Source organism: Nostoc sp. UHCC 0251, from assembly GCF_034932245.1.
In the GTDB taxonomy this organism is placed as follows: Bacteria; Cyanobacteriota; Cyanobacteriia; order Cyanobacteriales; family Nostocaceae; genus Nostoc.
This window is the reverse complement of sequence record NZ_JAYGHD010000333.1, coordinates 1-26,234: the sequence shown is the minus strand read 5'-3', so window position 1 is coordinate 26,234 and position 26,234 is coordinate 1. Positions and strand designations below refer to the sequence as shown.

At 40.1% G+C, this 26,234-nt stretch carries 20 protein-coding genes and 1 pseudogene; 10 read left to right on the top strand and 11 right to left on the bottom strand.

Annotated elements, in window-relative coordinates; all coding sequences use genetic code 11:
• Nucleotides 1–325, top strand: a 325-nt coding sequence (locus VB740_RS27935) for a hypothetical protein (RefSeq protein WP_323203102.1), incomplete at its 5' end; no start/stop codon positions are given.
• Between the two features lie 15 nt (nucleotides 326–340).
• On the opposite strand, the gene VB740_RS27930 is transcribed toward VB740_RS27935, so the two are convergent.
• The 4 genes from VB740_RS27930 to mobV form a co-directional block, all read right to left on the bottom strand.
• On the bottom strand, nucleotides 341–667 hold the full coding sequence (locus VB740_RS27930; RefSeq protein WP_179070165.1) for a hypothetical protein: 327 nt from the start codon (nucleotides 665–667) through the stop codon (nucleotides 341–343).
• Between the two features lie 100 nt (nucleotides 668–767).
• Nucleotides 768–1,337 carry a DUF192 domain-containing protein gene (locus tag VB740_RS27925; RefSeq protein ID WP_323203101.1) on the bottom strand — a complete coding sequence of 190 codons (570 nt, stop codon included), beginning with the start codon at nucleotides 1,335–1,337 and terminating at the stop codon, nucleotides 768–770.
• Nucleotides 1,334–2,959 (bottom strand): ATP-binding protein, encoded by a 1,626-nt coding sequence (locus VB740_RS27920; RefSeq protein ID WP_323203100.1) that lies wholly within the window; start codon nucleotides 2,957–2,959, stop codon nucleotides 1,334–1,336. Before VB740_RS27920 ends, VB740_RS27925 begins: the two co-directional genes overlap by 4 nt.
• A gap of 107 nt (nucleotides 2,960–3,066) precedes the next feature.
• Nucleotides 3,067–4,773: a MobV family relaxase gene (gene mobV, locus VB740_RS27915; RefSeq protein ID WP_323203099.1), complete on the bottom strand. Its 1,707-nt coding sequence runs from the start codon at nucleotides 4,771–4,773 to the stop codon at nucleotides 3,067–3,069.
• A 1,291-nt stretch (nucleotides 4,774–6,064) separates the two neighbouring features.
• On the opposite strand from mobV, the gene VB740_RS27910 reads away from it, so the two are divergent.
• From VB740_RS27910 to VB740_RS27890, 5 genes are all read left to right on the top strand, one after another.
• Nucleotides 6,065–6,523: a hypothetical protein gene (locus tag VB740_RS27910; protein WP_323203098.1), complete on the top strand. Its 459-nt coding sequence runs from the start codon at nucleotides 6,065–6,067 to the stop codon at nucleotides 6,521–6,523.
• 269 nt (nucleotides 6,524–6,792) lie between these two features.
• Nucleotides 6,793–8,031, top strand: coding sequence for a ParM/StbA family protein (locus tag VB740_RS27905; RefSeq protein WP_323203097.1), 1,239 nt, complete (start codon nucleotides 6,793–6,795; stop codon nucleotides 8,029–8,031).
• 15 nt (nucleotides 8,032–8,046) lie between these two features.
• Nucleotides 8,047–9,063, top strand: a complete 1,017-nt coding sequence (locus tag VB740_RS27900; RefSeq protein WP_323203096.1) for an AIPR family protein — start codon at nucleotides 8,047–8,049, stop codon at nucleotides 9,061–9,063.
• 1 nt (nucleotide 9,064) lies between these two features.
• Complete coding sequence (locus tag VB740_RS27895; protein ID WP_323203095.1) at nucleotides 9,065–9,469, top strand: hypothetical protein; 405 nt, start codon at nucleotides 9,065–9,067, stop codon at nucleotides 9,467–9,469.
• 197 nt (nucleotides 9,470–9,666) lie between these two features.
• Nucleotides 9,667–10,041 carry a hypothetical protein gene (locus VB740_RS27890; protein ID WP_179069388.1) on the top strand — a complete coding sequence of 125 codons (375 nt, stop codon included), beginning with the start codon at nucleotides 9,667–9,669 and terminating at the stop codon, nucleotides 10,039–10,041.
• A gap of 293 nt (nucleotides 10,042–10,334) precedes the next feature.
• Here the strand turns inward: VB740_RS27890 and VB740_RS27885 are convergent, their stop codons facing one another.
• Complete coding sequence (locus VB740_RS27885) at nucleotides 10,335–10,865, bottom strand: hypothetical protein (protein ID WP_323203094.1); 531 nt, start codon at nucleotides 10,863–10,865, stop codon at nucleotides 10,335–10,337.
• A gap of 47 nt (nucleotides 10,866–10,912) precedes the next feature.
• On the opposite strand from VB740_RS27885, the pseudogene VB740_RS36885 reads away from it, so the two are divergent.
• A pseudogene (locus VB740_RS36885) lies at nucleotides 10,913–15,420 on the top strand (hypothetical protein); the annotation flags it as partial.
• Between the two features lie 150 nt (nucleotides 15,421–15,570).
• On the opposite strand, the gene VB740_RS27870 reads toward VB740_RS36885, so the two are convergent.
• The 6 genes from VB740_RS27870 to VB740_RS27845 all read right to left on the bottom strand — a co-directional run bounded on the left by VB740_RS27870 (nucleotide 15,571) and on the right by VB740_RS27845 (nucleotide 22,533).
• Entirely contained in the window at nucleotides 15,571–16,407 is an 837-nt protein-coding gene (locus VB740_RS27870; protein ID WP_323203091.1) for an SWIM zinc finger family protein, read from the bottom strand.
• A 5-nt stretch (nucleotides 16,408–16,412) separates the two neighbouring features.
• The gene (locus VB740_RS27865) at nucleotides 16,413–19,622 is read right to left on the bottom strand and encodes a DEAD/DEAH box helicase (protein WP_323203090.1); all 3,210 of its coding nucleotides are present in this window, start codon (nucleotides 19,620–19,622) and stop codon (nucleotides 16,413–16,415) included.
• Nucleotides 19,623–19,775: 153 nt separating this feature from the next.
• Nucleotides 19,776–20,066 (bottom strand): hypothetical protein, encoded by a 291-nt coding sequence (locus tag VB740_RS27860; protein ID WP_152592772.1) that lies wholly within the window; start codon nucleotides 20,064–20,066, stop codon nucleotides 19,776–19,778.
• Nucleotides 20,067–20,071: 5 nt separating this feature from the next.
• Complete coding sequence (locus VB740_RS27855; RefSeq protein ID WP_323203089.1) at nucleotides 20,072–21,031, bottom strand: ParM/StbA family protein; 960 nt, start codon at nucleotides 21,029–21,031, stop codon at nucleotides 20,072–20,074.
• 416 nt (nucleotides 21,032–21,447) lie between these two features.
• Nucleotides 21,448–21,960, bottom strand: a complete 513-nt coding sequence (locus tag VB740_RS27850; protein WP_323203088.1) for a hypothetical protein — start codon at nucleotides 21,958–21,960, stop codon at nucleotides 21,448–21,450.
• A 51-nt stretch (nucleotides 21,961–22,011) separates the two neighbouring features.
• On the bottom strand, nucleotides 22,012–22,533 hold the full coding sequence (locus VB740_RS27845) for a hypothetical protein (protein WP_323203087.1): 522 nt from the start codon (nucleotides 22,531–22,533) through the stop codon (nucleotides 22,012–22,014).
• 225 nt (nucleotides 22,534–22,758) lie between these two features.
• On the opposite strand from VB740_RS27845, the gene VB740_RS27840 reads away from it, so the two are divergent.
• The 3 genes from VB740_RS27840 (at nucleotide 22,759) to VB740_RS27830 (ending at nucleotide 25,861) form a co-directional block, all read left to right on the top strand.
• Nucleotides 22,759–23,448 carry a ParA family protein gene (locus tag VB740_RS27840; protein WP_292707787.1) on the top strand — a complete coding sequence of 230 codons (690 nt, stop codon included), beginning with the start codon at nucleotides 22,759–22,761 and terminating at the stop codon, nucleotides 23,446–23,448.
• Nucleotides 23,445–24,431, top strand: coding sequence for a ParB/RepB/Spo0J family partition protein (locus VB740_RS27835; protein WP_323203086.1), 987 nt, complete (start codon nucleotides 23,445–23,447; stop codon nucleotides 24,429–24,431). Before VB740_RS27840 ends, VB740_RS27835 begins: the two co-directional genes overlap by 4 nt.
• 494 nt (nucleotides 24,432–24,925) lie before the next feature.
• Nucleotides 24,926–25,861 (top strand): Rpn family recombination-promoting nuclease/putative transposase, encoded by a 936-nt coding sequence (locus VB740_RS27830; protein WP_323203085.1) that lies wholly within the window; start codon nucleotides 24,926–24,928, stop codon nucleotides 25,859–25,861.
• The last annotated feature ends 373 nt before the right edge of the window (nucleotides 25,862–26,234 follow it).

Genomic DNA, 26,234 nt, shown 5'->3' with positions numbered 1-26,234 from the left:
TAATTTTTGGTCAGGATATGATTCAAAATTTCGTCATCCAGGGGGTAAAAGCACAAAGGTTGACTTACCAACACCTCCTTTATCTCCTGTCACCATTACTAATCTTCTTAGTTGTTGTGGATTATTTTTATTGTTGTTATTCCCATTGTTGTCTGTGTTTGCCGAATTTTTAGGCTTTGTATTAATAGGGGATTTCCCCATTGTATCGCTAGATAATGGCTTATTTAGCTCTGTGTTACTAGTGCTTATTTCTGGCAAAGTGCTATTCATATTTTGGTTGTTTTGTTCAATGTGTAAAGTTGTCATTTTCTTTGATTCTTTTTAGAATTGACTAATTGTTTTACAGATACTGTCTTTGAAATATCGGTCGGATTGTAATACGTACCCAATGCAGAAATTTATTAATCAAGTCCGCTTTTACAATCGTCTTTAAGGTATTGATGGCTGTAAAATTTAAAGTTTTTACTTTTACTACCTCTTCTTCAATAACTACATAACGTTCTTGACTGTGAATATTTATCAGTACTACCTTTTTGTTATTCAGTTCTGCTGCAACGATGTTAAACACATCTTCGGCAAATATCTCTAGCCCTAATGGGGTAGAGATTACCCGCACCGTGCTACCTAAAGGGTGATCAAATTCCCAATATGTCCATACTCTTCCCATAAATAGATTGCCATATTTGATTCAACACATGAAGCTATTTAGGTACTGTTTTTTTCAGTACTATAGTTTCTTGATTTTTAAAAAATACGTTATACAATTACTAGCGATTATTTTTGGTTTTCAAATAATTGCCGCTATAAATACCAATATTATTCTTAGGCAAAACTGATAACGGTTGAATGTTAAGTCGATCGCCAACCTTGATATTGGCAGCGCCTTTTACTAGCTCTAGCACTTGGGAGGCAACTTTCCCCTTGTAGATGGGACAAGGGGTTTTGTAACACGGTTGGGCATTGTAAACCGCAGTTGTCACCACATTATCCTTAAGATAAAAGATGTCTAATGGAAAATTTACCTTGTACATCCAGAAAGGCACGTCGTAAATTTCTCTGCCAAGGTTGAATAACATCCCGTGGTCGCCGTTTAAGGATGCTCGAAATTTCAGCCCTTTCTCTAATTGCTCTGGTGTAGAGGCGACTGAGAGCTTAAATGTGCGATTGCCTTTCGTGAGAAGGTGCGTAACTGGTAAATCCTGGGGACGAGTTTGGACGTAACCCAGCGCCACAGTGCCAATGATAATTAATACTCCAGCAACAGGGCCTAGTATGTTCAGTAACTTGAAAGCAGCAACATATAAATCCTTTTCAGAATTAATTTTTAAAGTTTTCATGTTTCACCAAAAATATCAACATTGCCGAGACTATATATAGATGAATCAATCGGGCTAGATGGAAGGCCATGTAAAGCCGCAATGTTACGCATACTTTCAACTCGGTCAGCTTCGCGGATGGCCAGAGGATTCATACTCTGCCTTGCTGCCAACAATGCCGACAATGTAATCTCAAGTGATGGCAGTTCGCTAGCTGGTGCAACATCATCACCAAACATTTGACAGAAAGTAGAGACGGCGGCACGTTCAACAATGCCTTGAATCTCCGCCCCGACACATCGCTGCGTGGCTTTGAGTAACCTTTTCCATTCTTCTTCGCTGTACCCATCGCCCCCGTTACGAAAACGAGCATCGAATTTAGCTAGATGGATCTTGAAAATTGAGTGGCGTTCGCCGTAATTTGGGAGATCCACCTTGAAAATCTCGTCGAAGCGTCCACTTCTGGTTAGCTCTGGTGGTAGCCATTGAATATTGTTAGCCGAAGCGATAATTAAAACCTCACTAGTACGTTCTTGCATCCAGGTCAAAAGCATACCAGCTAGGCGTTTGGATAAATCATCATCCCCGGCAAATCCTTTGTCGAAGTCGTCCAAATACAGGATTACACGGTTAATTCGGTCTACCAGTGCGAGTAAATTCTTGAGCTTATATTCAGCCAAATTACCGTAACTGCGGAAACTCCCCCACTCCAAAATAATCAGAGGTAGCCCCAATTGTGCAGAACTTGCTTTAGCGGAGTAAGATTTTCCTGTTCCCGGTGGGCCGATTAGTAAAATCCCCTTGGGTAAGCGCAGATTATACGCTTTCGCCAATGAGGATAGAAGGCGCTTATAAGTTTTAAACGCTTGCTGGATAAGTTCTAAACCACCAATGGGTGTGCTTGGAGGTTGAAGGAACTGAATATTATAAATTCGCTTAAATAGGTCAATTTTGTAAGCGGACAGTCTTTCTACTAACTCATCCGGTGTAATTTCATCAACAATCGCCTGTCGAATGCCATAATCGATATCTGCTAAGTACATCCCTAAGCCAGCGATCGCCGTCGCATGAATATCGCTATGACTGTAATCCGGTAATACTTGAGCTAAGTAACTGCTTATTTCCTCTATAGCTGGCAGTTGTTGAATGACTGTCGGAACTTCGGGGGCAATGTCAGACGACACGGTGGCGTTTGACCCTAAGAGAATCGCTGCTTTGTTAGCATTGCAATTGTACAGCTTCAGGTTAATGAGGGCTGATTTAATCCACTCGGAAGTCAGAAAGAAATCGGGGTCAGTGGTAGCTTCGCCCAGCCAAGGGAATATGCCTTCTAATATCAGGATTCCTTGTAAATCGGTAGTTTTCCAGAATCGCAGAATTTCAAAGTAATGTTCGCGTCGATTCTTGGCGATCGCCTGATACTGCTCAACTCTTTGTAAAGTTAATCCCTCCTCATTAGTAGATAACTGGTGTAGCGCATCATCTTCGAGCGTCCACAGGTAACAGTTAATATTGTATTGCTGGCATTCACTGGCTAGATTGATGAGCAGCCTGACCCTTTCTTGCAATGGAGACTCGACAGCAATCAGCTTATTGTTAAGCTTAATTAATCGAAATATTTGTTTAATTAACTCATTATTCATTAGGGCTTTAGTTAAATTTCACCCCAATATTATTGATAGCTAAAACTCTTTACTAGCTACTTTGGTACTGAAAAAATCGGTACTACAGTAGCTTGACTTTTTTGCAACTATAGCTCTAATTCCTCGTGTTTTTGTTGTGAATAACGTTGTTGTAATTGATGGGAGAAATTGATTAACTGCGTATTCCAATCCCGACTTTCGCACTTGAGTTGAGTCGAGTGTGGCAGTAGTTCTTTAACAGCCCGTGCCACTGTTGATTGACTAAAAGCTACCTGTACACAAGGAACATTACGTAATCTTTCAACAGGTAAATTTGAAGTGTCATCTACTGCCATGTAAACTGTTCTGTTTTCTGGTATTCCTTTAACCTGATATTCCAGCATGGCTACTGAAATGGTGTCAATGGGAGAGTCAGACAGTACGACAGTACTAGTTTGTTCGCTAGGCTTTTTCCCCAAAGTAAAGTAAAACCAGCTATCACGGCGAACTGTACCTAACTCATAACCAGAGAAATTATTAGCTGTCCCTTCTAAAAATGCTCCTTTGGTTTTTCCGTTGAGATCCCGCATCACAAACACTACATTTGCTTTTGAGTCGGCATAAATTAGTCCCTGGTTATGTAACATTTGTACACAATCAGAGGGTATGCCTCGTTTCTGAGTTAGGTAATGTTCAACGCCTGACCAATTAGCTTTATCCTCAATGGGTGGGGTGAATTGGGGTGCTGGTTGAGTTTGGATAATGTCAGCCGTAACTTTTTGAGCATGAGCGATCGCTGCACGTTCTGCGCCAGCTTCACCAAATCTCTCCCCCAGCCATGCGATCGCAGTTGTTTGGTTGCATTGATTAACGTGTTTCACCAAATCAATTACATCATTACCTTCAAAATGAGAACCGGGAGCAAGGTCGCTAAATTTAGAGCCATCTATATTAATGATGTGGTTTCCTCCTACCCATTCATTCCCTTTACGCCACAGCCCTAACTCCCAAGCAACATCACCTAAAGCTAAATCAGTTGACCATTCGGTAAGTTTTCGTAATTGTTGATTATCTTGCTCCAATTGCTCTATCCGCCGCCGTAATTGGTCATTCTCAAGTGAGAGAGCTTTGGCTGTAGCTTCCATTTCCTGTTTACGTTGATTCGCCCTGTCTCGGTCGGCAGCTTTGGCCTTCAATTGCGCTGCACTTAGCTCATCAACTTCTAAGTCACGCCCCTCCTCCACAATGCGGTAAAAGTCTTTGATGTCCTGGTGCTGGGCTTTGCTTCCTCTAATCCCACGCTCCAACCCAATTAACCGCATTGTCTGGTAGTACGAATCCTGAAACTCATGAATTTTCTGCCGTCCGTCAAAGAAATGATTGCACCGTAGCTGTCCCTCATCATCCAAAGGCACAAAATAAGCGTGAATATGGGGTGTGGCTTCATCCAGGTGTAACTCGGCGCGGACAATGCGATTGCCATATTCATCCGCTAACCACTGGTGAGTCGCTTCTAGCCATTCATCCAGTTTTTGGGGTTCATAGTAACCGGCTTGGGTGGGGCAGTCGGGACGGAAATAACTGGGCGATGCACTCAACAGTAACTCCACGCAGTACACCGCATCAGTGCGAATCTTCCGCTTCTGCTCCGAGTCCCCTATCTTAGCTAAGACTAAATCCTCTAGTCGTTCCTCTGGGTCGAGGCTACCGATGAACCGAATATTTTTTTGAGTGGGATCTGCATTCGGGGTTTCTCTTTCTCGCGCAGTGTGAGATGCACTCCCTGATATGTTACCCCGCTTTAATTTTTTTAATCGCGCGATCGCGTATGCCATTTTTTATCTACACTAAAAATTGGAAATACAAGTTTTTGGGCTGACTGACTGAGAAACAAATATCACTCACGTTATTGCTGTTTTTTCTCGGTTTCACGCCTATTTTAAAGGCAAATCGCTCAGATGCGAAAATGGGTAAATAACCGTAGTAAGTACGACTATTTTAAGCCGCCCTACAGCATTTCTGGGGCAATTCTCCCGCTATCCCCAAGATTCCCTTAGTAATATAGTCGCTTTTAGTACAATATTATCCTAAGTAGAAAGTATTCTATTTTCTAGGTTTTGGACTGAAAAACCACGTAATAGCAAGGCTTTTGGGCTATTTTACTGTCAATAACCCTTAATTAATGAGAATCAATGGGCTGCTCACAGAATTTTTCGAGATTACTCAAGAGTAAACTAACTGCTCACGGATTTTTTCAGGGATAACTCAAGAATAAAATGGTTTATAACGGAATTTTTCAGTAGTCGCTCAAAGTTAATCAGCGCTAAATTGTAATTTTTAGTAGTGTTTCGTAGCACAAACAGAAAAAAACTGTTTTTTTGAAGTGCAATTGCAACAAGGTTGTAGTACGCATTCTCAATAATTTTGAAGTTATTGAGAATAAAAATGGAGTAAAAAAGTAGCTCAAAAGCAGTAATGGTAAGGCTTAAACCCTATTTTATTTCTCAAAATCTGATGCCAGACTGGTAGCTGTAGAGCTACCCAACAGCTACCAGTTGGGAAGTCATGAAACTATAACAAACTGATTTTTTTGTGTCATAACAGGTAGCTGTTTATCACCTGTAGAGCTACCCAACAGCTACCAGTTGAGTAAAGTATTCAGGGATACTTTTTTAGCACTGAGAAAGTCTCCTAAATTGTGTGCCTTAGTAGATTTAAAAGAGAAGATAAATTCATTTGACTTTTCAGAGTATGTTGAAAGGATAGACGGTGTAAAGCGTGAGGTTTAGGGTGTGGGGTGAGCGGAGTAGTAAGGCTTTCTTGAGGAACTTAAACTCAAAGAGCGTTTCACCATCCCCAATCTTGATGTTCGTGTAGCGTGTCGTAGGCAAAGGTTGCGGACTTAGGGTGAAAAGTCGGGAATTTCGCCAAGAATTTAGATATGAAGACATGTAAAGATTCAATGATTGCAAAATTAATTTTAATCAACAGCAAATGAAAAATAAAAAATATTTGTTTTAAAATGAGACGAGAAAGGTTTAACCTTTTAAATGTGCTTAAGTGAAAAAGGGAACTGCTTTACCTAAAAATGTTTGACTCCAGTAATTGGAATTTTTGGGAATAAGCATGAATGAAATAAAACAGGAAATAATTTCCATTAGAAGGGTCGCCGAGACTATAGATGGAAAGATAATCAGCTATCTAAAATCTACGCCACTAGCGTTAGAGGAAGATTTCTCAGAATTGGTCATGGCTACGCTCAAGAAGCACTGGCTACCTTTAGCATTATTTTCATCAGGGGTCAGGGATGAAAGGCTAAGGCAAAATGGTATTTGGGCAATTGGAGAGTTAGAAGCACAAATAAGCTGTATACGGCGGATTTGTGGAATAGAGAATGACCCAGTAGCAATTAATTCATTAATTAAGCCTCAAATAACAGTGACAACATCATCCGAGAACGCATCCATCTTAGGAAAAATGTCACAAACAGGACAGTTAAACGCGGATGAAGATGAAGAATGGATGCAAATGGAAATTCCAGAAGAGGTAAAACAGGCTAATCAGATGTTGGGCTGGAACGGTTAAAACAATTCGCAATGGGCTAACGCCCCGCTCCGCTAACGCAATTCGCAATTACGTTTTGTGACGGAGATTTAGCTTAGGCATCAAAACACGCTGCTTGATAGAAGCTCTTGACTTAAACCCCCACCACTTGTTAGAGCGTAGGCGCAAGCCAAGTCGTAGACATCGCCTGATTCGCAATCATGTTTTCAAGCTGGGCTTGATCGAGACACAAATTTTGTTGTCTTTTGAGATAGAGAAAGTAATAACGGGACGAAAACAAGGAATAAAACATGAATAGAAAGAACATTTCGGATTCTGCCGAGTCCACAAAAGTTGTCCTCACGTTGGATTTAGGGGCGAGTACAACCAAGGCGATAGCACAGGTATACCCAGACGGAGTACCAATGGTAATAACGATGGAACCAGAGATAGCAGATGTGGGCTATGGTTCAATAGAGTTTTTATCAAGTCAATCCTCGGTACAAGACAATACAGTATGGATAGGTATTGGTGAAGAATATTATGTTTTAGGCGCATTATCGAAAAGTATGTTTGCTGGGACATCAGCAATCAGAGACTTGAAATACAGTTATGCTCTACCGAAGATAGCAGCATTGATGTGGTTGGCAATTCGGCGGTTGGGATTGGGGGTAAAAGTTGATTTGGGGATTTATTTACAAATATTGTTGCCACCAGGAGAAATAGCTCATGCCAATCATTTGGGTAAACAATTAACACAGAGATTAAAAACAGGTGTCAAAACACCAACAGGGAAGTTCAAATGTAAAATCAGAAGTTTTAATGCGGCACTAGAAGGGGCTGGACTATTGACGTATCGCAGCCGTAATGTCAATGTCAACTATTTCCAAAAAAATATAGGAATGTTGATGTTGGGGTATAGGAATGCTAGTTTTACCCTCTCAATGAAAGGCAATTCATCAAAAGCGGAATCAACGGATTTAGGGATGAATTGGCTTGTGAGTCAGTTTGTTGAAAGAACTGCGGTAGGTTTGTCCAAAGAAGATTCACGCTTAGTTAAAGCAATAGTAGAAGCCAGAGATGGGGATTTTGACTCATTACGTCGATTATCACGGAAAAATAAACCAGAGCAAATACAATTGGATGTAGATTTATTCGAGAAGATATTACCCCTAGTTCGTGAAGAATACACCCGTGCCTTATTACGATGGGTAAAAGGTATAGCTGTTATGGATGAGGTGCTAATTTGTGGGGGAACAGCAACTTTTGTACGTCACGAGCTAACTCAACATTTTGACAATGAAGGCATTCCCATTTGCTGGAATGGTGGGATGGAGCTTCCTAAATATCTAGACACAATCGGATTAGGAGATAGAGTATGTGATGTTTGGGGATCTCACATTAGCCATATCAAAATGCTGGATTTTAATTTAAAATATGACCGCCAAGATAAACCTTTAGTCCCTGATTATTATGTTCAGCCACCTTCTCCTTTGTCGGTAGCCGAGATGAGGGCTAAAAATGGATATTTAACTAGCAAGTTCTTCTAACCCCAAGGCTTGCAATTGAAAAATAGCTACCCCATACTCGCCTCGACAACGTTACTCAATGAAATCTACAAAAATAAAACTGAACTGGAGTTAGAGGTACTACAGGCTAATGAAGGCGGCAACGATGGCATTATCAACGGTGGGCATACAGTATTAGCATTTAAGCAAGCTAGAGCAAACAAGCATGACCTCTCTCTAGCCAGGGTTAAAGTCACAATCCACATTGGGCTAAGTGAAGATGAAGCGAAAGATATAGCTCTGGCATCCAATACATCTGCCCCAGTGGATGCGCGATCCAAGGTAAACGCCAGAGGTGATTATAATTTTCTCAAACAGTTTTTAGCAAAATTAGAGATGGAGTCAGAAACGAAATTCCGCATTGCTTACTATCAACATCAAAGTGGTGCGCCCAAAAATCCACAGTGCAATGTTAACCATTTAATTAAGTTAGTAAATTGCCTAGATAGAAACAAATACAACCCCCAAACTAAAACTAAAGGTAAGCACCCACCTGTCAGCAATAACCCCTCTTTAACTGATGCAGAAAGAGAAAGGCTGTCAAGATTGTTGCCACTATTACCAGCATCTTTGTGGATTGAGCAAAGGCTGTTTAAGACTATTGAGGAACACATCACCAACCCACGCAAGAAAGGAGTCATTGACCTAGCATCAATCGATGCCCGTAAGAATACGCTATTACCCGACAGCCGTTACTCATTTGGGTTTAGTGCGCCAGCAGATATTGCTATGCCCATTGTTGCTGCTTATCGAGTCTTTTTGGATGAGAACTACAACTGGTTAATTCCTTTTGATGATTTCGCGGAGGACTTTTTACAGCATTTATGGGCAAACTACTACCGCAAGTATTTGGTATCCGAGAAGTTAGCTGGCAATACAGTTGGTAGTAAAATCTGCCGAAACCCAGTGATTTGGGATAATCTCTACGTTTCGGCTCAAAACTATCTTAATCAACAGTTACTCAAGATGGTTGGGTCAAACAATAAACGCGAACAATTAACTTTAGTCAATTGATATGTCAGAGACGACACAATTACGAGTACAAGAATTAGCTCACTTTGCCCAAGAGCAAGACTTTAATCAGCAATATCGTCAGTATTTTGGCGATGTCTGGGAAGAGGCAGGTGTAAAAAATATTTCTCAGATGACCGTCCAAGATGCCGAACAGACCTTAAAGATTTTGGCTGATAGTGAGGCATCCCCGCAATTCATTAAAAGCTTATTGGCACAAGCAGCAATTGATGGTGCTACACCGCAGGTTTTGGAGTATTTCTTGAGTAGTGACATTGACTCAGATGGGCGGACTCTAGCACAAGAATTATTCCAAGATGGGACGAACCCATTGCAGCCGGATACACCCCAGCCACCACCCAAAGCACAGGTTTTATCTCCATCTGAAGATTTGGACTGGGAAATATAGCATATATTCTCAAACTTTACTAGCAACCTGAGCTTTGATTTTTTCAGTACTCAAGTTGCTAGTTCTTTTTTGAAAGCATATTTAAACTTCTTAAGTTAGGTATGAGTTCCATTTTTCAAAAAGCACACTAGGGTGTAATTGAATTATCGATTACACCTATTCCCTCAACTAACTCAACAACTAAAGAAGGCCATAGTATGACTATATTAGGTATTAATAGACCTTTAGATACAACCCAGGCAAAACTCTGGGATGAGCGCGATTTATCTACAAGCGATCGCCGCCGGGAGCATCTAGAAATTCTCCTGTGCCAGAAAGTACAGATAGGTGAAGACCCTACCTTGTGTGAGAAAGTATTAGATTATCTATATTTGTCGGCATTTCAGCAAAATATCAATCGCATTACTGTCCAAAAGGAAAAAGAAAGGTCAGTATTTGCCTCCCTACAGCAAGTGATTATTACGTCTTTTGCTATTTTAGGGATGTTTGCGTTCCTTGCCGCCGCTTCTAACAAGTCAGTTGTGCGATCGCCTGGGGTAATCCCTCCAGCTATAGAACGGCAAGCCAATTAACCAAACAATCCGCTTTTTCGCCCAGCAGACAACGGAAGATCAACTGAAAGTAATGTGGGCTGAAGTAGTCAGAGAATGCTCGACATTCAATTGACTGCACATATTAATCATTACAGCCTTTGCCATTTTAGGAATGATTGCTTTTTTTAACGGGGCGTTTCGCTCTGCCAAACCATCGGCTGCTGCTAACCTGCCTGCTGTTCATGCTCACTAAAAGGATGTCACTAAAAAGCTGAAAGCGATGTTTGATAATGCTTTCAGCTTATATTATCACTCGTTTTGCTTCGGCTCACCTAAAATGCTGTGTCCTTGTCGAAAGGTAGACTGTCAACATCCTCAAAGTTACGCAGGTCTTGCTCCATCTGCTGCCGACGTTGGACGTATGTTCTGCTGTCTTCAATCCTCCCTCTCATCTGCCATGCACCAAAATTAATACCCTTTTCTACGTATTTAGCAGACATTTTGTTGTAATCATCAACCTCGATTTTCTTGCGCCACTCAAGCTGTTCCAGGGCACTTTCACTGATGCCAATTTGACGAGCATATTCTACATATTCAGGTCTGAGAGAACCATCTGGGTTAAATTCTTTTTTTTCTTGTTCAGTGAAGAAATCGTAGGCTGTGTAGATTGGCCACGGCTCTGGATCAGTCTCATCCAGGTGCTTCCACTCATCGTATGTTGCTTTTAACCTACGAGCATAACTATCAATTGCTCCTGGATGTTCGCCAAGAGATAACATTTCTTGTCGAGCTTCATCTTTTAAACTTCCATCTGCATTGAATTCTTCCTTATGCATATTTATCCAACGTTTAATTCTTGACATACAAACCTCTCAAGATATTAACCAAGTTTCACTAACTTCTTAAAATCATGACTCTGGAAATTAAACATTTTGATCCCAGGCTCAATCAATGGATTTATACAGATGAGCGTAAAACTATTTTAACTGAAAAGCTCAGTAATACTTTAATAGAATTTTACTTTCCTGATAAAAAATTTTCATTTGGACACTCAGATGAATACAGCACTGCCGAAGAATTAAAAAATCATCCAGATGGACAAATTTTATTACTGTCTTCAAAAACTCGTTTACTTTATGGAGATAAAGAATGCTTAGAAACAATTCAAAAAATTTGTCCAGATAGTAAAGACCGGGGTGCTTATGGTTCTATCTTTCTTGGGGCTTGTAAAAATGCGATTCACGAAAAGCTAAATATTTTGGTAGTAGATGATTCTACTGATAACATGGGTGAAAATGGAGGGATATTATCGAATGATTTGGCATATAAATTAGTTGGCGATTGTTATGGGCAGATTTCAACACAACTTTTTGACAAGTTAACCTTAAGGGAATCCCAAACAGATAAAAGCTATCGTGTAATTCAGCATCGATTTGGTTGGGTGGATGGAGTTGGAGAGGATACTACTAAATATCGTTTTGGCAAAGGAACACTCCGACCATACAAACTAGATGATATAAAGTACGCAGACCCGAACAATGAACCAAAAATCGATATAATTCTCCCCATAAGCAGTTTTAAAGGAACAGACAAGGATAGACCCAAAGGGCCTACTAAAACGCAGATTAAGCCAGGATTATATCAGCAAAATATTTGGTTAGCCGAAAAAGCACAATCTCAACAAGGTCAGATGTCTATCTCCCAACTGCTGGCATCTTTCCCCCAAGGAATTAAAGATTTTGCCGAAGAACTAGAGGTACAAGCTCAAAGATTAGCCTCTATTGAAGATGACCCAAGAATTGTTGCTGCTTACTATTGTGAAAGATATGAAAAACGTAAAGAATCATTGAACCAAAATAAATTAAAAACATCAGACATTATCAATCAAGAAACAGATATTAAAAACTTAGGGACAAATGATGACTTAGATGTAGATCAGGAGTTGGGTGATGAGAGTGCTAAAGATGACTTGTTCATGTACAAACTCATTAAAGCCGATTTACTAGGGCATCAGCAGTTATTAGAGACTGAGAAGGTCAAACAGGAATTAAGTCGGTTTGTACAAAGTGAGTGGCGAGATATTGCTGTTGGGAAAACGCTTACTTTTGACAGAGGGATGATTATTCCTTCCAAGGAACTCAAAAATGGTGAAATTTGTGTCTCTTGGCTTGATGAGCAAGAAAAAATTCTTAACTTCCGTTCTCCTTTTCTCAACTCTAATGGTTTGTGTGTTTCTAATAATAAATATGTTAAGGATCAGTTAGGGCCAGATGGTGAACCCTTAGAAGGCATAATTGTAGTTAATGACGAAGACCACAAGCGCATACAGCAAAGAATTATAGAGTTAGAAGCGCTAGGGGTCGATGTTGATTTTATCGACTCAGCAGAAACCGAATCGGAACGCCAAGCACGAGACTACGATGGTGATTGCATTGGTATAGCAAGAGCTAGCTTATATCCTAATTTAACAGCAGAGGCAGAGCGAAGAAATCTTCCCCAAAACGCCTATTCCCCCACAGTTAAGCTCAAAAAGCAATCATTTTATTTGGAAGATGGAACCCAGCCTCCATTTGAAAAAATCGCTATCCACATGAGCGATAGCATCAGCGTGGGCATAATCAACAATCAAGTGACAGCACTGGAAGCATTAGAATCAGAAATTGAGGTACTAAGGACTTACGGTACTTTTGAGCAGAAATCAAATTATCTAGACAAAGTTTCTAACCATTACGAAACCCTGTTTGAGCAAGAACGCCAGAAAGAGCCAAAGTTAATTCGAGAAGAATACAAGCCTTATATGCAAGGGGTTGTTGAAATTGCTCATTGTCAAAGAACTCCCGAAATTATCCAGCAAGCAATGGACATTAACCGTCAAATGTACCGGAGCATGATTGAAGAAGGATGTTATCAAAACCAAATAGCGGTTGATTTATTCAAAAGTGCTAAAAACCTGAGATGAATAAAATCCGGGAGAACAGCCGCTATTTGTATCGTGATGTTAATTATATTAAAGATAAGAAATCTTCGTCAGTTTATTTAAGCACAGGGATAACACCAAAGGGCTACTCACCAGTAGAATTATTGATTAGCCAAACCAATAAATATTTCCAAGAATCACAGTTAGAGTCGCGTCCCATCGTCCAGTTTAAAGACTTATTCAAAGGAGTGGAATTTACACCACAGCAAAAATTTACAGCGATCGCCGCCAAGTACGAGTTTGATCTGAAATTCAACGCTGCGGTTCGTGCCTCAAGGCGGCGAGAAACAGAGTCTGGCCCTAGCGCAATTATTCAAACGGATTCAGGGACGCAACTCGAAATTACCAATCTCACCCGCTACGGGCATCCCTTAATCTGGAAAGCCCAGACACTTAATATTCGCCTAGATGAAATTAAATTCACAAACAGTGAACGCCCCCATAAATTATTAGCAGTTGCACAGATAGATGGTGAGATTGGGGAAAATGGAAAACCCGCTTACCGCAACCTGGGGACAGTTAGCCAACAATCTGTGACTGACCACAATCTCAAGGCGGGGATGACTATACAAGGAGCTAAACTCCTAGAACTAAAACCAGAACTTACTAGAAGCCAAACTAAATTACTTTTTGCCTTGGCAAATGATGCAGCAGAAGCATTTTATGCGAAAATCCCAGAGTCAGAAAAACTTGCATCCGCCGCCGCCGCTTGGAATATCTGTGCATCCCGTCAGGATGAACTCGAAGTTGCAAGGAAAGAAAACGCAAACCCCCAGGCGATCGCTAAAAAAGTTTCTAATTTCGCCTTCGCTGCTTTCCCCAATGAGATTATCTCTCGCTTAGATAAATTGCAATTTACTGAACCGAAGTTAGTCACATTAAATAATGAAGCGAATCAATTTTTGGGTCGAGACTGGAACGCTCATGAAAAACATCCTATAGAAATCAGGGCTAGCCACCACCCACCGGGACATGAACGCCACGTTTCCAGACTAATGTTTGTCCAGGATAGTGACGGCGAATATAAGGAATTCGCCATGCTCGAAACCAGAACCGCACAGCTTCCCATTGGAACGAAAGCGCTCTCTTGTATGGTTGGCGTGGAACCTGCCACAGCATCAGCAACTATTGGACTACCAGGAAACGAGCCGATTGAAATTACTATCCGTGAACTCAAGAACTTCTCTTACACAGGACTTGTTTTTAACGCCGAATCGGTCAACTTAGAATTTGGCACTGTGCTGATTCCTGACAAAACAGTAAAAATCAAACTTGATGGGAAAACTCTGGGTGAGTTAGACAGTGATTCTGCCCAACAGTTAAAAGAAATTAATTATCTCAAAAATGGTAATCCTCTAAAGTTAAAGCTCACGTCAATTTCTGAGACAGGAGATCAAGCTTTTGTGCTGGGTGAGTCTCCTAATGGGAATCTCCTCAAAATTAATAAAATTAACTTTTATGATTTTTCTGGTCAGACATTCAATGATCAAGATTACCGAAAACTGACTATTGAAACCTCAGCTTCTAAAACTAGAGATGCTGTGTTTTTGAATGGTGAAGCCTTGGGGGTATTGCACTTCAAAAAAGACAAAGACGCGCTCAGACAACTTGGATTGCTCAAAACCGGAAAACTTACACTCGCGCCTGCAATCGTTGAAAGTAATTTTTCTGTGATTTGCGCTCAAATAGACCCTAATACCGTTGAATATCCCCAGAAATGGACGAAAGAATTTCAAGCTTTTGGGACTCAATCAGTTAATCCTCAACAACTGTATATGATTGATAGTAGTGCGAATATTCTACATCAAATTAAAGAGCGTCCTACTTTCTTATTTTCGACAGAATCAAATAAAAAACTCGGAGTCATGGGCTTGGCTGTTGACAACCAGAAAGCTGAGACTGTGACAAAATGGTTAACTGCTCAAAAAGTTGAATGGCAGCAAGAACCAATAAAAGATGTTATCAGGGAAACTAAAAAAGGTCTAGCAGTATTTCACTTAGTCAGCAGTTCAATTCCCCCCAAAACTTTGGAGAACATGACCAAGAAATTTGGGTCAATTATTGAATCGGATAGTGACTATCAACAAAGAGTTAATTCCCTCGCCACACGACCACAGTTTTTGAAACCTCCATCTCAATCAGCATTGTCCCCGCCTCAACAAAGCGCTCAATTCCACCCAAACCAAGAGGTTCAAAATCTCGCCGTCGCCTCTTTTGTCATCAAAGGCAAACCGATTCCGATGAACTACCCTTTAATGATGCATGGTGAGCCGAACCCACTACCTGTAAATACTTGCATTGATGCCATGCGCGGATATGGTCGGACTCATACCACTAGAGCTAAAGAGCCTTACAAACAGTATGGATTTAAACAGGGTGATATTGCTCTAGCTACAGGCATTGGTAAACAAGTCGCCTTTCGAGTCGGTAAACGCTACCGCTACGCTAACGGAAGTACAGTTTTTTAACGGGGATAAAGACTCATTGCCACAAAACTTGCGGCTTCTTAGTTGCTGGGGACTTAAACTCACCAAATTTTGTTAAATTTATGAAAAATTAAGTAGTTCAAGAAAGCAGAAAATGCCCTGAAATCAGAACTGATGATTTTTGGTTTTGACTCGCTGATACAGTTCTTCCATTGTTTCAATAAAGGAAGCATCATTGTGCCAGAAATCAGGAAAATCCCCTTGTTTCTTAATCAAAATTGCACAGATACTACCTGGAGTCGCCACTTCAATAGTTTGTGGTAATCGCTTTGTACCTAACCAAAATTCTCTGGCATTTGGCATTTGGTTAAGAGATTGCTTTTCTAGCTTAGTGTACAGCGAATTAGAAAGTTCTAAAGGAATTTCCTTAGTATTCAATTCCTCAGATAGAGCTTTTCCCAAAGGAGAATCAGCTAATTTGGCTTGAAGTTCTGCTTTCGATAATCCTCGTAACTCAAATAACAACCAGGGATTATTATCTAATTGAGAAGCGACTAAATAGTAAACTCCAGCAATGTGCTTACAGGGATTAGCACAATCTGGACAAGAGCATTTAGTTTTGAAATCCTTACTACTATGGGGCAATAAATGTAGTCCCAAATGAGAGAAAGTATCTTCAATATTTTCCGGGACTTCATTTAGCAGCAATCGAGAAATAATACTGGCTTTAGAAGAAAGCTTTTGGATAGCTTCATTCCAACGGGTTTTAGCAATAGGTGTAATCTGAATCTCTATATTATAAGTTGGTTCTTTGTAGACTCCAAAATAGGGATTAACTGAGCCTCTGACTTTGGCAGTAATTTTATTTAAGTCAATCTCAAAACTTTTGACTTTACCACCGCTAGCATAAGACCGTCCTCTTTTGAGTCGGTTATCATCTGTAAAAGCTTCTAGTGCTTGAATAAAGCGATCGCCCCACCAAGTTCGACTAAATTTAGCCATAATATCTACTCCAAAATTGCACTCTTGTTCAATGAAATCAACCGTTTAAAGGCTTCATTATCTAATTCTGTGAGCCAAGATTCATCACTACCAACAACAGCATTAGAGAGTTTTTTCTTATCTTCAATCATTTGGTCAATTCTCTCTTCTAAAGTCCCAATAGCAACAAATTTATGCACAAAGACATTCTTTTTTTGACCAATACGGAAAGCACGGTCAGTTGCTTGGTCTTCAACTGCTGGGTTCCACCAACGGTCAAAGTGAAAGACATGGTTGGCTTTCGTGAGGGTGATACCTACGCCCCCTGCTTTCAAGGAAAGGATAAAAACCGATGGTTCTGTATTTGGGTCTTGAAATTCGGTAATCATTTGTTCTCGACGTGGGCGACAAGTGCCACCATGCAAATAGTAAGTATTGCAATGCAGACTATGTTTGAGATGTTTTTCAATCTTTTCACCCACTTCCGTAAATTGACTAAAAATGAGTAAACTTTCTCCTTCATCAACTGCCTCCTCAACCATCTCTGCTAACCGACTGAGTTTGTGCGAACGTAGTGGGGAAAAATCACTCCCATCTTGCAGAAATTGGGCTGGATGATTACAAATCTGCTTCAATTTCATCAGGGTTGAAAGAATCAGTCCTTTACGTTGAATTCCCTCTGCTGATTGTAATTGTTTTTCTACATCTTGTACTACCACTTCATAAAGCGATGCTTGCTCTTTGGTCAGGTTAGTGTAGAGTTTTTGCTCAACTTTATCTGGCAAGTCATTAATAATAGATTGGTCAGTTTTTAACCTTCGCAGAATTAGAGGTTCTACCAGTTTTTTCAAGGTGGCAGATTTCACGCGGTCATTGTCTTTTTGAATCGGAATCTCGAAGATTTTCCGAAACTGGGCTTCTTTACCCAAGTAGCCAGGATTGAGAAAGTTAAAAATTGACCATAAATCCAGTAAGCGGTTTTCTACAGGAGTTCCTGTTAATGCCAGCCGATGTTTAGCTCTTAATTTTAAAATCGCTTTAGTTTGGGCAGCTTTCGGATTTTTAATATTTTGTGCCTCATCCAGTACTAAACGTTGCCACTCGATGCTGCTCAATAACTTTTCATCTTTGCGGACTAAAGTAAAAGAACTAATTATCACATCGTTTTGTTCACAAGCAGCTTTGAAATCAGCTAGATTTTGCAGCCTAGTGCTACCATGATGCACCATAGTTTTTAAATGAGGCGCAAATTTAGCAATTTCCTTCTGCCAGTTGCCAACAACAGAAGTCGGAGCAATTAATAGTGTGGGCAGGGCAGATAAAGAAGTAATCTTTTCACCTACTTTCAGAGCTTTATGTAACTCCTTCTCTTGCACTAATCGGGCAATCACCTGCACGGATTTACCTAAACCCATATCGTCTGCCAAACAGCCATTTAATCCCAAATTTTCCAGATATTGTAGCCAGGAAACACCACGCTTTTGATATTCTCGGAGTGTGCCTTGCAGATTATCAAGTTCAGAAATTGGCTCTAGGCGACTTTTATCTTGTAGCTTTGCGATCATCTCTGACAAAGCTTCATCATGTTCAATTTCCCATTCTGACCCCAATTCAGCACTGCGTTGTAGAAACTCCAGTAAGGTCATCTGGGGTTGTTCGTTACCGTGGGACTGCCAAAATTCGAGTAACTGCTGCATTTTATCCCGGTCTAATTCCATCCATTGACCGCGAAAATGCACTAGGGGAGTTTTAGCATTAATCAGTTGTTCCCATTCAATAGGTGTGACAGTTTGCTCCCCAATTGCCAACTCATACTGATACTCCACCAGTGAGTCTAAGCCGAAATAGCTTTTTGTTTCCCCCTTCGTTGCAGCAAGTTTGCTACCCGATGCTTTGAGGCGAATTTTGGCGCGACGACGACCTGCCGGAGTATACCAAGCAGGTACAATTACTTTGAATCCTGAGTCTTCCAGTACCCAAGCACTTTCTTGAAGGAAGTCAAATGCTTCATCTAAGGTAATTTGCATTGCCATTGGACTCGCTGTTTCCAACCCAAGCCATAGTTTGGGATACATCCGGGCTGCATACCCCAGATTCAGCAGTAAATTTGTTTCAAAATCTTTACCAAAATCTTTATGTACGCCAGTTTTGGTAAATTGATTCATTGTCCAGTAGTCTGCTAACGCTAACTTCAAGGATGGATCTTGTTTACTGGCTACTAGAAATTGAATTTGCCAATTGTCTATTTGTTCAGAAGAAGGAGAGTGTAACTGGAAGCACAGATGAAAAGGTGAATCGGCTTGAGTGCGGGTAATTTTGGTTTTCCACACCAACCATTGCTGATATTCCTTGAGGGCAGTATTTGTTGTTAGTGGATTATACTGACTAGGATAAAAGCAAGATTCAATTAGAGAATCAGCAATTTGTTTGTCAAAAGCGGCTGTAGATGGGGTGTGAATCACTAAATCATGAAGTACATATTCGGAAAAGTGACGCAATAGTGTTTCTCGATCAAAAAACTCAATAGGATAACTAACTGTTGTTTTACCTGCCACACATATTAGTGGCATATAGTCAATATATTTAAGAATATTTGCTTCATATTGTTCGGAAATAATTTCCCAGGTAGCATAAATTTCAAATGCTGCTTTATCAGTCTTGCTTTTGCCTTTCTTCTTCGGATTTTCCGATGATAACTGTCGATATTTTAGTGCGGGAATAAATTGGTCTTTGAGGATTACTTGTTTAAAACTTTGAGTGTAATGATACCAAAATAATAAATCTGAACCAATTTGAAACTTCTCCGCATTATATATTGCTAAAAAATGGATATCTTTAAGTAGTTTAATAATATTAAGTGCGGTTCCGTTTTTGGTAGACACTACTGTTTCATAACAATCAATCTGCCAATATTGGAATTCTTCATAGCTATCAGTCAACTCAATTTCTAAATATTTGGTTAATTCTGGTGAGGGTAGGGGCTGATTATTGGTGGTTGGTAAGGCAAAGTATTTAGGAGATATGCGTTGGGAAAATTTAGTGTTGTCTTCTTTAATTCCCAATTCTTCTACTAAAAAGGCGATTAATTCGGATTCTACCAAGTGTCCAGGATGAATTTGTTGACTATTGGTGTGACTTTTTTGGGATAATTGAGTTTCTACCCACAAGTAAAAAGACCCTGACTGGATAAAGTCAGTTTCCTCGTTTGGTATCCAGGTGCCATGAAGTATTCTCATTGTTGTGATGTCTCTGGATTGTTCGGAAATTCACGCGCCTTAGAATTACTTTAGCAAACAGAGGTGCTAGAATTATCTCCTTTATGTAAAAGAAAGCGATGTGTTCTTGTGCGATCGCTTGTTCAGAAATCAGACATAAATCCTACCTTTTGGCTACAAATCAAAATCAAGGCTGAATGTTTCTCCATCAGAATCTTCTTCTTCCTCCTCTGTAAATGGAGTTGAACTCCAAGAGGTGACTTTGTTATCTTCTGTATTAGTCGGCGTGAAAGCTACTTGTTGTGTGGGAAATGCACCCTTCCTAAAAGCAAAATAGCAATCAATGATAAAGTAGAGCGTTTCCAGGTAACTCTTGCCTAGTTGCTGTGATTCGGCAAATATCCGCTCTCGGTAGCTATCTTTGATCCGAACTTTTTCTGGGGTTAAGTCAAGTTTATCTGCCATTGCGATCACTTAATAGATGTAGATGCTGGATTCTTACTGCTGATGGTTTTTGCCATTTCTAAAAGCCCAAAGACATTGGCTTCCACCGGGTTGTCGAGAATCTTGAAACCGTTCTTCTCTAACAATTTTTTAAATCCTGGTAAAAGGCAGCCTCCACCGATCGCCCAGATTTCATCCCCCTGGTGCTTGGCATCAAGTGTCAGATTCACCACTTTCTTCAAGTATTTCTCATACCAATCTTTCAAACAAGTACTGTATACATCTTTGATATCGATGTCACGGCTGTACCTGGTATGCCCCATTTCCAGACAAAATCGGATCTTGGAAGCATCCCCGATTTTTCCGCCATTCAAATGTTTCATTTTTTGGGAGATATCATCGATGAGAACTTCTACACCGATGGGGTAAGCAGTGTGAACTTCTCGTTGACCCCGGTTGTAACGAGAATATAGGGTTGTTCCATTACCAAAGTCTAAAATGGTTAATTTTTTCGGTAGTGGATGCCCAAACAATGCACCCATACCCTCTAGTACAACTTTCAGGACTTCTACCTTTACATCTGATTGTTTGCCAGCAAGTATTGGCTGATATTCTCCATTGAGTACTTTTTGTAATTCTGAAGCTAGACCAACATCATGTAAACTGACGACTAATTTTAAGTGCCAAGCTTTACGATATGGCAGATGTGCCAATGCACCGAACAAAGTCAACAATGCGTTGTTGACTTTATTTTCATTATTGTCTGTGTTGCGGTCAAAATAATTTCCTGTACGGTAAGCAGACTCTCCAACTGTATAAGCAGTACCGTTAAAAACTACACGCCCTGGAACATCTTCCATCTCGGCATTGGTTATATAGCTGGGAACACGAACTACCTCAAAGCCATCGACTAAAAGTTTGAGACTTCCGTAACCGTTATCGAAACCCGCAGGAAAAATTTTTTGCAACGTGTGAATGTTTGACATAAAGACAAAGGTAATACACTTTGATTTGTGAAAGCTATCTGTTCAGATAATTTTGGGGAGTGGGGGAGAGAAAAATAAAATAACTACCCCTTGTTGATCCAGACTCAAGAGTTTATCATAACCCCTTGGGGGCTAAGTGGGGTACAAAATCTCAGTTAGTCAAATGTACCCTATATAGCACCTATATATCCCCTATATAGGGGTCAAAATCTTATCAAAGTCCTGAAATAATTTTGGGGTATATATAGCCCCCATATAGCCCCCATCAGAATTTTTTGAAATCTTTTTATCAATGCAGCAGAAATTAATTTAGATCATCGTTGACTCTTTGATTTATACTTTAATGTCAATTTTTTGTTGAAAAGCAATTCAGTTTTGATCTTTAACTTCTTGATTACTATGTAACGAGTGCGTTATTACTTGCTTACAGGTTCAGCTTTCTCTACTGAATTATCATTCACACCCAAAGTCAATTCCAAAGGAGTTTTTTGAGGGTAAGCTTTTACTACTTGCCGATAAACATCATAATTAGTAGGTAGGGTCTGCTGAGAATTACCCACCCCATAGGTCAGTTTGTACTTTACATCTTTGATTAATTCAGGTTTGCCTGCTTCTTCTTGAGGTCTTTTACGTTGTTCAACTTCATCAACACTTGGTCGCGGCGGTAAAGTAGGCCACCATAACCCTCTGTCATCTGGGCCAACAACTGCTCCTGCCGGTTTCAATCCATTCCGATTCAACACTGAAGTATTAGCAAAAGTTTCAATGCGGGGTCGTGGTTCACTAGTTAGGTTATTCGCATACTTGACTTGCCAGGAGTAACTGGTGAGTGCTGTAGCTTCATACTGTTCAGCAGTAGTAGTGCTGCAACTAGTTAGTGTCAGTGCCGTTAGTGCAGTTATTATTGAGGGTAAAAATCTCATTTGCATTATCAATCGTAAATATCTTTCACCAATCACTCTTGATCTTGGTGTGTGCCATCATTCCTGCCAAGGTGAAGGAATCGCTGTTGTTGAAAGTACTTCCCTTGCTTCCAGCCTAATCGCTGTTTGCTCACAGTTGGGGCATTTTACCTTTGTGAAAATCACTGAAGGTCGTCCTTTGTACTCGCCCATTACGGGATCTCCGGTGTACTCGCTGATTATCCCCTGCTTGCAGTGATAGCACTCGAATATCACACGCCCTACCTCCGAGTTGCAATCCAGGAATTGCATGTGCTGACAGGGTTCTGGCGGTAATTCTGGTTCTTCGGGGCGGTCTTGAAAGGGTATATGAGGTTTGGTTGCTGGTGGTGAATCTATTTTTTTCTTGTTGCGCTTGCCAGTCACCTGCGGCTCAATTTTTGGCGGCTCTACGGGTTTTTCATTGACAGGCTGCGGCTCAGTTGTGAGTTCTTCCGGCAACTTGTCATCAGCCGGGGTAGGGCAAAATTTGGAAATTTGACCGTTGAGCTTTGGCTCTTGTTTCTCTGGTGTTTTAGATGGACGCTCGGTAGATTTCATTAGTCTTTCTGTCAGAGGGGTTACTTGTATTCGTTTTGTTTAACCAAAACGTTTTGGTTAACTTGATTTTCATTCTTTTTTTAGAATCAGTGATAACATCAAGCCATATATTTTGGTTAATTGAGTTATTTCGGTAATTGTAAAGCCGTCCTGCAAGGACGGGGTTTCAGACCCAGAGGTTTCTATGAAGACTAATACAATTGTTGCAAAGTGAGAATTGCTCCTATGGTAAAATCCAAGCCTACGAAGACTACGACCAAATCTGAAAAGCTTCCTAAAATTTTGGCATTTGCTAACCAGAAAGGTGGAGCAGGGAAATCAACAGGAGCAGTTCATGCTGTTGATTGGTTTACCCAGATGGGGCATTCCACTATTTTAGTTGATGCAGATGGGCAGGAAAGCTCATCAAGTTGGTTGAAGGATCTGAACTTACCTTGTAAGGTCATTGGTGATCCAGAGGTTTTATTTGACGAACTTCCAAAGTTAGCAGAGTCTTATGATGTTGTAATTGTTGATGGACCAGGAAATGCAAGTGAGGTGACAAAAGCAATTTTGATCCGTTCTAATTTAGTACTTATTCCTTGCAGGGACTCCATGATCGATTTAGCAAGTACAGGCAAAATTGTACAATTTGTGCGTCAAGCAAAGGAAATTCGAGGAGGGCTACCGATAGCAGCGATTTATCTAAATGCAGTAAAAGACAACACTATTTTGTTACGAGAAGCTAGAGAAGCTTTGCAAAGCGGTATTATACCTTTGCTTAATACTACCCTTCCTGACCGTCAATGTATTAAGGATGCACCTGGACAAGGTAGTACAGTGTTTCGCATGAAGGGAGAAGCTCCTAAAGCGGCGGCAAGTGCTTACGTCAAAATCCTAACAGAAGCTTTGAAGTTATTTGAATTAGAATCATGACTCGACGAAAACTCAAGGATAATATTGCTAACAATGAAGAACTGAATTTTGTCTTTGGACAATCCACTACTCAGGAAATTGTACAAATAGCGGAAATAGCTCAAGAAAAAATCATTCCGCACAGCGCAATTGTTTGTACATTCACATTTATTCCAGATGGCAAACCAGTTCGGCATTACTATGATTTAGAAGAGCTACAACAATGGGCGCTAAATGATATTCAACCCAATGGAATTCGTTCTCCTCTATGGGTACGCCCCCATCCCACTCAATCTGAAAAATATGAGTTGGTTGCAGGACTTCGGCGATTAAAAGCAGCAGCGATACTAAAATTGGAAGAGATACCAGTCAAGGTTTTTGATTGGGATGATCATACCGCGTTTTATGCTGCGATATCAGAAAATACAAATCGTCGTGACTTCAGTGCTTTAGAGGAATTAGACAACACTTTACGAGTGCTTGAAATTCAACTGGGCTATGAAACTGAGCAAGTTGTTAGTTTTCTTTACCGAATGAACAACGCAACAAAAAATACTGTTAACCAAAACGTTTTGGTTAGTCAAGAAGCTGAACTTGTTCAACAGGTATTTAATTCATTAGGGCGAATTACTTGGCAATCATTCGTTGCAACTCGACTTCCCTTATTTAAAAAACCAGTAGAGATATTGAATGCTATTCGTCAAGGTAAAATTCATTACACTAAAGGAATTCTGATTGCTAGTGTCAAAGACAAAGATAGCAGGCAAAAAGTTTTAGAAGAAGCTATCAATAATTTCCTTAGCCTTTCTGAAATCAAGCAACGAGTTAAAGCATTGAATGGTAGTAAAAAAGCACTGTCCGAGTCCGAACCTGTAAGCCTGAAACAACGCTTAACTAACACGATTGAGGTGGCAAAGAAAAACAAGATGCTTTGGAGTGATCCGAAAAAAACTCAACAGCTAGAAAATCTGCTTAGTCAGCTTGAAGCGATTGTCAAAAATTGAAAATAGAACTGGACTTAAGAGTAAGACAAGAGCAATAAATTCTTACTTTCTAAATAAGCGAGAGTTTATTACAGGTAGATTCAAGTCGCACAACCAAAAAATATAAATGGTTGTGAGTGATTGGAGATAAATTAAAAGACAAAAGGAAAGTTCCAAGGAATAATTGTAATAAATGATACAGAAATCAACATTACGTGCCGTACCATTAATAAGTTTAGCCTGTATAAAATAATATCATTATAGAGTTTACCTCTTGGCAACTTAACTCAATTCGTTTTGTAATAAAGGGTAAATATAGCAGTAGCTGATATTAGGGGCAAAATGGGTTGAAAGTATTATTGTATAAGCTTTTTAGCTATCACTTTTAGATAAATCATTCAAGTCATGTTTTCTCCTTGTTAGACAAGCCTGTAACGAAAGAATAAGGACTTTAGTTTTGTTATTGGCATACTACAAACCTCGGATTTAGGTAAATTTGTACTATTTTGCCTCTAATGTCAGCTACGCTATATCTGCCCCGTGTTGGAGGAGTTGCTAGAATGATTGACCATGACAGGCTTTTCAAAGAATTAATATCTACATTTTTTGTTGAATTTCTCGATTTATTCCTGCCTCAAGTAGCCAGCCAAATAGAACGCGATTCTATCCAGTTTTTACCCCAAGATGTATTTACTGATGTCACATCTGGCGAAAAGAAAGAAATTGATTTACTGGCGCAGGTGCGTTATCAGCAACAAAAAACTTATTTTTTAATTCACGTTGAAAATCAGTCTTATACTGAGTCAGAATTTGCCAAGCGGATGTTTAAGTATTTTGCACGCTTGCATGAAAAATATGATTTACCAATTTATCCAGTTGTAATTTTCTCCTTCGACGAACCAAAACGTGCTGAATCCCAAAATTATCGTGTCACGTTCGGCGAGTTAAAGGTGCTGGAATTTCAGTTTGCAGCAATTCAATTAAATCGTCTGAGTTGGCGGGATTTTCTAACGCAGCCAAATCCGGTGGCAGCGGCGTTGATGGCGAAGATGAATATTGCGGTGTCAGAACGTCCGCAGGTGAAGGCGGAATGTTTGCGGTTACTGACAACTTTAAGGTTAGATCCAGCGCGAATGCAATTGATTTCGGGGTTTGTTGATACTTATTTGCGGCTTGATGATACTGAGAAGCAGGTTTTTCAAGCGGTGATTAGTACAATGGGATTAGATGAACGGGAGGAAGTTATGCAGATTGTAACAAGTTGGCAACAAGAAGGTGTGGAAATCGAAAGAAGGGAAACAATTTCGACGCTTTTAAAAGTACGTTTTGGAAATTTAGATAGTGAGTTAGAGGCAATTATTCCTCAGTTAATGCAGTTATCTAGGGAAGAATATCTAGGTTTACTTTTACAGGCTGACCGTGAAGAATTATTGTCGCGGTTTCAAAGGTAATCGTAATTTAATAAAAGCGAGTGTGCTATTTAGTACATTTACGAATCTTTTTTGCTATTTTAGCTCAACTCAATATTATGACTGCTAATATGGTGTCCATTATGTGATGGCTTATGTTTCCTGTGAAGTAATCGTTCCCTTTCTAAAATCATAACTTCTAGCTCACTGGCACGTTATTCTGAAAGTGGAAATATCTCCTCCCCCGTCTTTAGATTACCTCGACAAATCGTCCGCTTACCTTCATTTCGGACAATAAAATCACACTCGTGTTTGAGCGAAAATAAGCTGATGTATTTATTAAATACATCAGCTTTTGACTTATCCCAAGATTCCAATCACAGCCGCTAGAATAGCTGGGGCTTTGTCTGAAACC

Coding starts and splice junctions, on each gene's coding strand:
- VB740_RS27870 (WP_323203091.1), bottom strand. CDS start 16,407: ATGGCTAAATTTAGTCGAACTTGGTGGGGCGATCGCTTTATTCAAGCA.
- VB740_RS27890 (WP_179069388.1), top strand. CDS start 9,667: ATGACTATATTAGGTATTAATAGACCTTTAGATACAACCCAGGCAAAA.
- VB740_RS27925 (WP_323203101.1), bottom strand. CDS start 1,337: ATGAAAACTTTAAAAATTAATTCTGAAAAGGATTTATATGTTGCTGCT.
- VB740_RS27850 (WP_323203088.1), bottom strand. CDS start 21,960: ATGCAAATGAGATTTTTACCCTCAATAATAACTGCACTAACGGCACTG.
- VB740_RS27930 (WP_179070165.1), bottom strand. CDS start 667: ATGGGAAGAGTATGGACATATTGGGAATTTGATCACCCTTTAGGTAGC.
- VB740_RS27835 (WP_323203086.1), top strand. CDS start 23,445: ATGACTCGACGAAAACTCAAGGATAATATTGCTAACAATGAAGAACTG.
- mobV (WP_323203099.1), bottom strand. CDS start 4,773: ATGGCATACGCGATCGCGCGATTAAAAAAATTAAAGCGGGGTAACATA.
- VB740_RS27845 (WP_323203087.1), bottom strand. CDS start 22,533: ATGAAATCTACCGAGCGTCCATCTAAAACACCAGAGAAACAAGAGCCA.
- VB740_RS27895 (WP_323203095.1), top strand. CDS start 9,065: ATGTCAGAGACGACACAATTACGAGTACAAGAATTAGCTCACTTTGCC.
- VB740_RS27855 (WP_323203089.1), bottom strand. CDS start 21,031: ATGTCAAACATTCACACGTTGCAAAAAATTTTTCCTGCGGGTTTCGAT.
- VB740_RS27860 (WP_152592772.1), bottom strand. CDS start 20,066: ATGGCAGATAAACTTGACTTAACCCCAGAAAAAGTTCGGATCAAAGAT.
- VB740_RS27840 (WP_292707787.1), top strand. CDS start 22,759: ATGGTAAAATCCAAGCCTACGAAGACTACGACCAAATCTGAAAAGCTT.
- VB740_RS27865 (WP_323203090.1), bottom strand. CDS start 19,622: ATGAGAATACTTCATGGCACCTGGATACCAAACGAGGAAACTGACTTT.
- VB740_RS27910 (WP_323203098.1), top strand. CDS start 6,065: ATGAATGAAATAAAACAGGAAATAATTTCCATTAGAAGGGTCGCCGAG.
- VB740_RS27885 (WP_323203094.1), bottom strand. CDS start 10,865: ATGTCAAGAATTAAACGTTGGATAAATATGCATAAGGAAGAATTCAAT.
- VB740_RS27920 (WP_323203100.1), bottom strand. CDS start 2,959: ATGAATAATGAGTTAATTAAACAAATATTTCGATTAATTAAGCTTAAC.
- VB740_RS27830 (WP_323203085.1), top strand. CDS start 24,926: ATGTCAGCTACGCTATATCTGCCCCGTGTTGGAGGAGTTGCTAGAATG.
- VB740_RS27905 (WP_323203097.1), top strand. CDS start 6,793: ATGAATAGAAAGAACATTTCGGATTCTGCCGAGTCCACAAAAGTTGTC.